The sequence below is a fragment of the Nostoc sp. ChiQUE01b genome (assembly GCF_034531255.1).
Lineage (GTDB): Bacteria > Cyanobacteriota > Cyanobacteriia > Cyanobacteriales > Nostocaceae > Nostoc.
Map to the genome: position 1 here is coordinate 58,834 of NZ_JAVRBM010000048.1, position 9,548 is coordinate 68,381.

General features: G+C 44.9%; 9 protein-coding genes, 1 tRNA gene and 1 pseudogene. 8 read left to right on the forward strand and 3 right to left on the reverse strand.

The window, feature by feature from the left end:
• The first annotated feature begins 98 nt into the window (after nucleotides 1-98).
• The 4 genes from RMY63_RS26575 (at nucleotide 99) to RMY63_RS26590 (ending at nucleotide 5,137) form a co-directional block, all read left to right on the forward strand.
• Nucleotides 99-368 (forward strand): YlxR family protein, encoded by a 270-nt coding sequence (locus RMY63_RS26575; RefSeq protein ID WP_322731565.1) that lies wholly within the window; start codon nucleotides 99-101, stop codon nucleotides 366-368.
• 480 nt (nucleotides 369-848) lie between these two features.
• Entirely contained in the window at nucleotides 849-4,013 is a 3,165-nt protein-coding gene (gene infB / locus RMY63_RS26580) for a translation initiation factor IF-2 (protein ID WP_322731566.1), read from the forward strand.
• A gap of 104 nt (nucleotides 4,014-4,117) precedes the next feature.
• Entirely contained in the window at nucleotides 4,118-4,738 is a 621-nt protein-coding gene (locus RMY63_RS26585) for a low-complexity tail membrane protein (RefSeq protein ID WP_322731567.1), read from the forward strand.
• A 201-nt stretch (nucleotides 4,739-4,939) separates the two neighbouring features.
• Complete coding sequence (locus RMY63_RS26590) at nucleotides 4,940-5,137, forward strand: hypothetical protein (RefSeq protein ID WP_322731568.1); 198 nt, start codon at nucleotides 4,940-4,942, stop codon at nucleotides 5,135-5,137.
• On the opposite strand, the pseudogene RMY63_RS26595 reads toward RMY63_RS26590, so the two are convergent.
• Nucleotides 5,134-5,670: pseudogene (locus RMY63_RS26595) on the reverse strand (alpha/beta hydrolase). The gene RMY63_RS26590 and the pseudogene RMY63_RS26595 overlap by 4 nt on opposite strands.
• Nucleotides 5,671-5,964: 294 nt before the next feature.
• On the opposite strand from RMY63_RS26595, the gene RMY63_RS26600 reads away from it, so the two are divergent.
• Nucleotides 5,965-7,659 (forward strand): DUF1565 domain-containing protein, encoded by a 1,695-nt coding sequence (locus RMY63_RS26600; protein ID WP_322731569.1) that lies wholly within the window; start codon nucleotides 5,965-5,967, stop codon nucleotides 7,657-7,659.
• 87 nt (nucleotides 7,660-7,746) lie between these two features.
• Here RMY63_RS26600 and RMY63_RS26605 read toward each other — a convergent pair whose 3' ends face one another.
• Nucleotides 7,747-8,040 carry a DUF3493 domain-containing protein gene (locus RMY63_RS26605; RefSeq protein ID WP_322731570.1) on the reverse strand — a complete coding sequence of 98 codons (294 nt, stop codon included), beginning with the start codon at nucleotides 8,038-8,040 and terminating at the stop codon, nucleotides 7,747-7,749.
• Nucleotides 8,041-8,073: 33 nt separating this feature from the next.
• Between RMY63_RS26605 and RMY63_RS26610 the strand changes: the two genes are divergently transcribed.
• Together RMY63_RS26610 and RMY63_RS26615 are read left to right on the forward strand one after the other, a co-directional pair.
• Nucleotides 8,074-8,145: transfer RNA gene (locus RMY63_RS26610), tRNA-Thr, on the forward strand.
• A gap of 232 nt (nucleotides 8,146-8,377) precedes the next feature.
• Nucleotides 8,378-8,509, forward strand: coding sequence for a hypothetical protein (locus tag RMY63_RS26615; RefSeq protein WP_322731571.1), 132 nt, complete (start codon nucleotides 8,378-8,380; stop codon nucleotides 8,507-8,509).
• 108 nt (nucleotides 8,510-8,617) lie between these two features.
• Here RMY63_RS26615 and RMY63_RS26620 read toward each other — a convergent pair whose 3' ends face one another.
• The gene (locus tag RMY63_RS26620; RefSeq protein WP_322731572.1) at nucleotides 8,618-9,055 is read right to left on the reverse strand and encodes a hypothetical protein; all 438 of its coding nucleotides are present in this window, start codon (nucleotides 9,053-9,055) and stop codon (nucleotides 8,618-8,620) included.
• 162 nt (nucleotides 9,056-9,217) lie between these two features.
• On the opposite strand from RMY63_RS26620, the gene RMY63_RS26625 reads away from it, so the two are divergent.
• The coding region (locus RMY63_RS26625) for a DUF4744 domain-containing protein (protein ID WP_322731573.1) at nucleotides 9,218-9,548 on the forward strand (331 nt) is incomplete at its 3' end.

Genomic DNA, 9,548 nt, shown 5'->3' on the forward strand with positions numbered 1-9,548 from the left:
AGGATTATTTTCTCAAAAGCTACTTGGTATAAGTAAAAAATACTAATAATAAACTTCTTTTGACATCCCAAATCCTGGACTGAGATCGCAAAGAACCGATGAAACCAAATTATCGGCGCTGTATTAGTTGCCGTAAAGTAGGCTCAAAAGATGAGTTTTGGCGGATTGTCCGCGTCTTTCCATCGGGAAAGGTACAATTGGATCAGGGCATGGGGCGTTCTGCCTATATTTGTCCAGAAACGAGTTGCTTACAAGCGGCTCAAAAAAAAAATCGACTAGGGCGATCGCTACATGCATCAGTGCCAGAAACACTGTACCAAAGCTTGTCGCAACGTCTAGCCCGCAGTAATACCCAAAACCCAATTTAGTTGGAACAACTTTATGACGTAATCATTAGAGGAATTGTGTCGAAAGCCGAAGTCGCGCTTTCATCACACTCCCTATTGATCGTTAAGGTTAGTGCCAAAATAGTAAATGGGTGTAAAAGGCATTCGGCTCTCCTATAACGAGGGGCGAGGCAACATTCCCAGAACAAGATGTAATCGATTGTGTTGTGGAAGACTCAGAATCAACAAAACAAGAAACTACAAAATGGCAACCTGGTAGCGCTCAGGCGCAGTTCGGCGTCAAGGGTTCCTATAAAAATCTTTTATTTAAGAAATTTTTATGGGTATCCCTCAACCATCATTCCTGGTGGGGATGCCATTATTAAACCGAAACATCTCTCTTTCCTGATTGGAGGCACCGGCAAAAACTGAACGGCAGTCTAAAAACAGTAATCCAAGGATGGAGATGTCGCACTCCCAGGCAACCATCCGCTAAAACTGTAAATTAAAGGGGAAGAGTGGATGAACAACGGCAAAGTTAGAATCTATGAATTATCAAAGGAATTGAATTTGGATAACAAAGAGCTATTAGCAATTTGCGACCAGCTCAACATCGCGGTCAAAAGCCATAGCAGCACGATTTCAGAATCCGAGGCAGAACAGATTCGCACTGCTGCCGAAAAACTCGCAGCGACAAATGGGACGCCTAAAAAAGAACCAGGTACAACCAGCCATAAATCAAATTCACCACCAAACGGCGGACGTAACCGACCTGCTGCACCCCACAAACAGCAAATTTTGGAAATACGCAAACCCAAAATATTGAGAAATACTACTCCCAACGCCCCAGAGGCGTCAGTTGCTAACAATACCCAAGCTGCCTTGTCTGAAGCTAATTCTCCCTCTCCGCCACGGCCTTTCGCGACACCAGTCTCACCCCAAAAACCGGCAGCACCAACTCGACCTGTGCCCCGGACTCAATCTGAGACTCAAGGGCAACCTTTGATCGCTGACTTGGAACAAACGCCTAATCAAAATCCGGCACCGGAAAAAATAGCATCCCAAAAACCGGAAAAAATAGTTTCACCCAGACCGAAATCGGAAAAACCGAGCAAACCACAACTAGTTTCTCCTCCAGCCAGACCTGGGGCAGAAGAAGCCCAGGTGGGAGATGAGCCACCAGTATCTCAGGCAGATAAACCGATCCTGAAACGCGACCAACGGCAACGACCCACAGAAGGCGATCGCGAGCAAATTAAGCCAAGAGTTGCTAAACTGCCAACAGACCAGTCTCCATCATCTGCGCCACAAAGAACAAGTCGTCCCACCCCTGCACCCAGCAGACCAGAGCAGAGAGGCAATAGACCATCTGCACCATCACAACTGGGAGAGGGACAAAGACCCAGACCAGCACGTCCAGGTGAAGCAGTAGCAGCCGCAATGCCGATCGCTACTCCCCCCAGACAGATATCAGGTATAGCGGGCAAATCTCAAGGATTAGGTGATGAACCAGTCACACCGGATCTCCTCGATTTGAAACGCCCAAGTCCGCCTCGACCGACCAAAGGCGGCAAAAAGTGGGTAGAAGAGGAAATAATTGACGAGGTTAAAGAGAAGGCAAAAGCTGGCGTCAAAGGCAAGCGAATCAAACCCATACTTGATGATGAGTTTGAAGAAGATTTGCTCGATGATGACGATATCGACTCACCAGCCACAGTCCAAGTCAGCCTTTCTATCGCTCGTCCTCCCAAACCGAAAGCAACTCGACCTGTACAGATGCCAGGTGCAACCCTTGCTAGCGCCCCAACAGCAAGAGCCAGAAAGTCTGGTTCCAGGTCTGGTTCCAAGTCTGGTTCTGGGCGCGACCATCACCAAAACCGTCGCCAAGAAGCCGATACAAAGCGCGATCGCCCCGAAAAAGTGGCGATCACAGGGCCGTTGACTGTGCAAGAACTAGCTGACGTTTTAGCTGTTCCCGATACAGAGATTGTGAAAATCCTGTTCCTCAAAGGCATGGCGGTGAGTATTACCCAAAATCTGGATATTCCCACAATTACCCTGGTAGGAAAAGAACTAGAAATAGAAGTCGAAACCGCCGAGCGAGAAGCAGAAGCTCGGAAAGTTACGGAAATGGTCGGCGCAGAAGACCTAGAATATCTCCACCGCCGTCCACCAGTCGTAACAATTATGGGTCACGTAGACCACGGTAAAACAACCCTGCTCGACTCAATCCGCAAAACCAAAGTGGCTGCTGGCGAAGCTGGCGGGATCACTCAACACATTGGTGCATACCATGTGGATGTGGAACATGAAGGCAAACCACAGCAAATAGTCTTCCTGGATACTCCTGGTCACGAAGCCTTTACAGCTATGCGGGCACGAGGAGCGCGGGTAACAGACATTGCCGTCTTAGTAGTGGCTGCTGATGATGGTGTCCGTCCTCAAACCATTGAAGCCATTAGCCACGCCCAAGCCGCGGGAGTGCCAATTGTTGTTGCAATCAACAAAATTGACAAAGAAGGGGCACAGCCAGAGCGGGTTAAACAAGAACTGACCCAGTATGGTCTGACATCAGAAGACTGGGGCGGTGAGACAATCATGGTTCCCGTGAGTGCCATTAGAGGTGAAAATCTGGATACACTCTTAGAGATGATTCTCTTAGTAGCAGAGGTTGCAGAACTATCTGCCAACCCAGATCGCACCGCCAAAGGAACTGTGATTGAAGCACATCTGGATAAAGCCAAGGGAGCAGTTGCTACCCTGCTAATTCAGAATGGCACCTTGCATGTGGGAGATATCTTGGTAGCTGGCTCGGCCTTCGGTAAAGTCCGGGCAATGGTGGATGACAGAGGTAAGAGAGTAGACATTGCTTCTCCTTCCTTTGCTGTCGAGGTACTAGGTTTAAGTGATGTGCCAGCAGCCGGCGACGAGTTCGAGGTCTTCCAGAACGAAAAAGAAGCCAGAGCACTCGCTAGCGATCGCGCAGATAGACAACGCTTATCCCGTCTATTACAAGGACGTGTTACCCTTACAACCCTGTCGGCTCAAGCACAAGAAGGTGAGTTGAAAGAACTCAACTTGATCTTGAAAGGAGACGTACAAGGTTCAGTAGAAGCGATCGTGGGAGCGCTCAAGCAAATCCCCCAAAACGAAGTCCAAATTCGGATGTTGTTAGCTACGGCTGGGGAAATCACTGAGACAGACATCGATTTAGCTGCTGCCAGTAACGCTGTAATTATCGGTTTCAACACCACCTTTGCTAGTGGCGCTAGACAAGCCGCCGATGAAGCGGGTGTCGATGTCCGGGAATATAACGTGATCTACAAACTCCTAGAAGATATCCAAGATGCCTTGGAAGGTCTTTTGGAACCAGAGTTGGTGGAGGAACCTTTGGGTCAAACCGAAGTCCGTGCCGTCTTCCCAGTCGGTCGTGGTGCGGTTGCCGGCTGCTACGTTCAATCTGGCAAGCTAGTTCGCAACTGCAAAGTCAGAGTGCGACGTGGCGGTAAGGTGATCTATGAAGGCGTCCTTGACTCCCTAAAACGGATGAAAGAAGATGCTCGTGAGGTCAACGCTGGCTATGAATGCGGTGTCGGCATGGATAAATTCAATGATTGGGTTGAAGGTGACATCATCGAAGCCTATCAGATGGTTACAAAGCGGCGCACTCTCACCTTAACAAGGTAGTGTTGAGGGTAAAATGGTTAGAAGTTAGGAGTGATAAATTAGGAGTTAGGAGTTAAAGACTGCTAATTCTTAACTCCTAACTCTTAACTCATAACTTTTTATATATGCATTCATTTCGCTCTGAACCTATTTTGTGGATTCACGTCGCTGGATTGGCGACATTGCCTGTTTTTTTTGTACTCTGCTTATTGTTCCTGTCTGTCGGGGAGCCGTTTTTACCAGTCTGGATGGAGCTATTTTTAGTTGCTGCCATTGGTATTCTCCCCCTGCTATGGATGCAGTTACGTCGCCCTTTTTATACATTTGCTCTTTTAGGAATAGCCCTAAAGCCCGAAAATCTCACTGAGCGGCAGCGAAAAATTCTCTGTTTAATTAATACAAAATTAAATCGTATTCTGGCATTGGTGGCAGCAGTATTGTCGGTTTGGATACTGTGGTATCTTTACCAAATTGCCCCATTAGTAGCAAATTCAGCGAAATTTCTCCCACAATGGCGCAGTCTTGCATTAGTACTTGCGGGATTAGCCTTTTTGGGCGGCAATCTTTTTTTACAAATACCTGTGAGTGTAATACGAGTTTTGGTGATTAATGAGACAGAATTCGCTGGCATCGAGCCATTATCTTTAGAAAAGATTAAGCAAGATTTCACCATTTTAGGAGTGCGGGTTAATCAAATTGTGCCCCGGTTGTTGCAATCTTTGTTTAGGATTAATACAGATTCGTAGTAGCCCTCAAAGTATATTATTTCACTTGAAAGGGCTAGAAAGAATACCAAGGGGAGCAGAGGGAGATGGGGGAGATGAGGGAGATGGGGGAGATGAGGGAGATGAGGGGAAGGAATTTGCAGTAAGCCTTTCGCCTTTGCCCCTATGCCCCATACCCAATGGCCAATTACCGTTGAAGTTAAAATAAAGGAATAAAGAACTATGGCTCAAATTCCAGCTTCTAGCGATCGCCAATTTTCTGCCGATACTGAAATATGGTATAGCCTCAAATGTGCGATCTCCAATAGTTCAGGTTTTCAACGTTGGCAACTAGAACGCGATGCTCAATTGCATGGGATTCGTTTGGAACAGCAGGTACAGCGGTATTTACGAGAAACTTTAGAAACTTTAGCTTACTAAACACCTAATAAATCTTGTAGGTTTGTTTGCAAGTGGCGGAGTTGACGGTATGCACCCTGCAAGCGATCGCCATCAACTTCCACTTCATTGGTGGGATAATTCTTAATAATTTCAATCAGCGACACTTGGCCGTCTTGATTCGCAGAAAGTACCAAAGCGGCTCGTAAAGCTTGCCGATTTGCTCTTTGAGACGGTGTAGAAATAACTTGACTAATTTAATCCAAAATAATATTACCAATCTGGCTATTCAGTACTTTATCTAAAAATACAGGGTTTACCTTCACAGGCTTTGTTAAATATTGACGAATGGCTTTGGGGTCTTGTCGCGCCAAAGCTAAATTAACTTTTAGTGAACCTGAGAGTTTACCTGTTTGGGAAAAGCTAGATAGTTCCTCTACAGAAAGTGATTCACGGAAGACACCATACTTCAGCACTACTCGTTCTGCTGCAAAGGCAGGAGTGGACAAAAACAGAAGACAGATAATGCTTACTAAAACTAAGACGCGACACAGCCCTAAAAGATTAAAATGCATTTCTCCCGATTTCCAATAGGTTTGCTTTTTTTGTGATCATATTCCAGCAGAATTAATTGCAGCATCTCGCTTTAGGGAATACTAAAAATCGCCTCATCCCCATAGTGCCCCTAAGAAAATTTTCTGAATAACAGAATATAACTAATGTATAAGTTCTGTGACCTATCTAGGGAATTTAGCTGAATCAGTGCTAATCATCCAGTATAGTTTTGCATGGGTTTTAGAGCAGCTACAACGCTGTTATCTTTAACCTTGTTCGACATACCGTAATTCAGCACATTACAGACTCAAAAAATGAAATATCGGGGTTCTTACATTTCTCTAGCGAAAAATTTTCGCCTTCTTTCCAGCAGTCATCTCAGATACACTTTGCGTTTGGGAGCCGGACTAACGGCAATCTTTGTTGTTTCTAGTGGGTCAATACTACTACCTAATGAGGTTAATGCTGATACCACTCATCCAGAAAATATCGCCCCAACTCTTACAGCGCAAGCCCCTGCAACTGCCGCAGCGATTTACGTTAATCCAGCAACTGGTGCAGATAGGGCTGGTGCTGGTGCAACCTCGGCAGCACCCTACAAAAGCATCAGTTTCGCTCTCAGTCAAGCCCAAGCAGGTGCAGTTATTCAATTAGCACCTGGTAACTATAACCAAGAAAGTGGCGAAACCTTCCCACTTTTACTTAAACCAGGGGTGACGCTGCGAGGTGATGAAGCTACTAAAGGTCAGGCAATATTGATTACAGGTGGAGGCTTCTACACTAGTCGCACCTTTGCCAGACAAGACATTACCATCCTTGCCGAGCAAGATACCACCATCACTGGTGTCACCGTCACCAACCCAAATAGCCGGGGTACGGCTGTGTGGGTGGAGTCAACTAATCCGATTATCAAAAACAGTACTTTTACTAACAGTGTCAGAGAAGGTGTTTTTGTCACGGGTACAGGTAATCCCAAAATTGAAAGTAACCTCTTTGTGCAAAACAAAGGCAATGGGATTTCAGTTGCTAGAGCTGCTCAAGGAGAAATTCGGAGTAACTTATTTCAGGATACTGGTTTTGGTCTTGCGATCGGTGGGACTTCCACACCTCTAGTTGTAGAAAACCAAATTATCGAAAACCAAGACGGTCTTTTTATCTCAGAGTCAGCCAAGCCCGTATTGCGTAAGAATGTCATTCAAAATAATAAGCGGGATGGTGTAGTAGCGACTGTCAACGCTCTACCCGATCTTGGCACCAATGAAAATCCTGGTGGAAATCTTATTCGCAATAACACTCGTTATGATGTGAACAACGCCACTAAAACCGGTCAAATCCTTGCTGTTGGCAACGATATCGATCAGAAAAAGATTTTCGGCTCAGTAAATTTCGTTGCTGCAACTGTTGACGTACCGCCTGGAGGGCCTGTTGCCTTTAAAGATGTACCTGCAAATTACTGGGCAAAAATCTACATCGAAGCTTTAGCTTCCCAAAACATTATTGCGGGCTTTCCTGATGGCAGCTTTAAACCCAATGAACCTGTAACCCGCGCTCAATTCGCCACTATTGTCACTAAAGCCCTAACGCCACCAGCTAAACGCGCAGCCATTAAGTTTAAGGATGTAGCAAGCAATTTCTGGGCTTACGCTGCCATTCAATCTGCTTACCAGAGTCAATTTGTTTCTGGCTATCCCGATGGGACTTTTAAGCCACAGCAGCAAATTCCGAGAGTGCAGGCGTTAGTTTCTTTAGCTAATGGTTTGGGCTTAACTGCAAATAATCAAAATGTCCTTTCTTTTTACACTGATGCTGCTCAGATTCCTAATTATGCGATCGCTCCTGTTGCCGCCGCAACTGCAAAGCAACTAGTAATCAACTATCCCACAGCCAAGCAACTCAATCCTAATCGTGAAGCGACTAGAGCCGAAGTTGCTGCCTTTGTTTATCAGGCACTCGTCAATGCTGGACGTGCCCAACCAATTCCTTCATCTTATTTGGTAACAGTTCAGTAAATGTCTAGTTAGCAAATTGGAAACGCCAGACTAACAAATTATCAGTCTGGCGCTTCCAATATAGTGGTTTTTTAATTTTAGCTCCCTTCAGGAATTAAGATTTTTACCCGAATTGGGGCGTTGTTGCCGACGCTGCTCCCAACGCCAGAGGAAAACCATTAAGGCAACGATTCCTACTTGGAGAGCTAAACTAGGCAAAGCACTCTCAACATTGCGTCCGGCAAGCACTTGGAAGAAAAAGACGAATGCACCAAGTAAGCCAGAAACACCGAAAGCAATGTAGAAAAATTGTCGAAAGCCGCGATAAGGAGCGGCTATTTCTGCTTTCAGGCTGGCATACTGTTCAGGATTGAGGCGATTTTTGGGATTTTGATTTACCATGATTAAATCATGTTATAGTCTAGGATTGTGTACGCCGATGTGGCTCAGTGGTAGAGCAGCTGATTCGTAATCAGCAGGCCGTGGGTTCAAATCCCATCATCGGCTTTGATGAAAGTATTCTTCAATAGTCTAGTTTGACATAAGTTGTACAGAGACTAATTATATGTCGTCGGTGACACATTACTGACTGGGGTATTGTTATCGGTCGATTTTATAGCAATGGTTGCGATCGCTACTGCTGGAGTTGGTGTTACCTGATTTGGTTGAGCAAAAACAGTCCCAGTGCGGCTTGGACATTTGCCGATGTTGCTTGGGAAAAGGATTTAGAACCTTCAATGTGGTGTTAAAGCAACAAAACCAAGACTGCTGTAAAGTAAGTAGCGATGCCTGGGTTGGGCTACGCCAACGCATCTTTTTGAAAATCAAGCGGATCGCAGGCGCAGGTTATTGGCAGAGGGCGATCGCTTAATTTTCTCAATTAGACTGAGATAGATTGATTAAATAAGTCACTAAATCACTCTGACTGTTTACTGTTGACAGATTTAACACCCCTCCTCCCATTTTCAAGTCAGGTGGATTATTGCAGCAAAGGAGTTGTGCCATTACCGTTAGTTGACGCATTGGCAATTGCAGCTTGAGTAGGTTGAGTAGTAAGAACCGCTACAAGTGGAGTAACTTTTGAAATAGATTGTTTATTTCGTTTGCGATTAGAGCCGCCAGCCTTGGAATACTCTATACTGTTTCTGCCGTAGACAGTTGCAACTCCACTTAGCATTCGTTCAGACATTTCACAGAGAGCTTTATCCATCTGGGTTACTGTTTTACGCGATTCTTCCAGATTGGACACCAGCGTATTATTAGCTTCTACCATCGCACGGGTAGTGTTGATTAAGTGGTTGTAGGCTTCAATGGTTAACCCATGTCCCAAATCCAGATTTTCATCAATAGATTTAAGCAAGGCGAGACGAAGTTGGGCTTTGTCAACAGCAGCAGAACCACGAGTTTTTAAAGACATAACACATCCTTTTTTAATAATTCCTTTTTCAACATAGTGGAGTATCCTTTTGCCTGAGATGGGTAGTTTTGTGGATTTATTTCATTAAAAATTCAACAAAATAATTACGAGGTTGCCTGTGTTTTTACTCATTTTTCATATCGATTTGTTGTTTGAAAATAAGTGCAATCAGCAACAGTAATCACAAAATCAATAAATGCATACCCCGAAATAACAAATGAGTACCCCGAAATAACAAATGAGTACTCCGAAATAACAAATGAGTACTCCGAAATAACAAATGCACACTCTGAAATAACAAATGCACACTCCGAAATAACAAATGCACACTCCGAAATAACAAATGCGTACCCCGAAATAACAAATGCGTACCCCGAAATAACAAATGAGTACTCCGAAATAACAAATGAGTACTCCGAAATAACAAATGCGTACTCCGAAATAACAAATGCGTACCCCGAAATAACAAATGAGTACTCCGAAATAACAAATG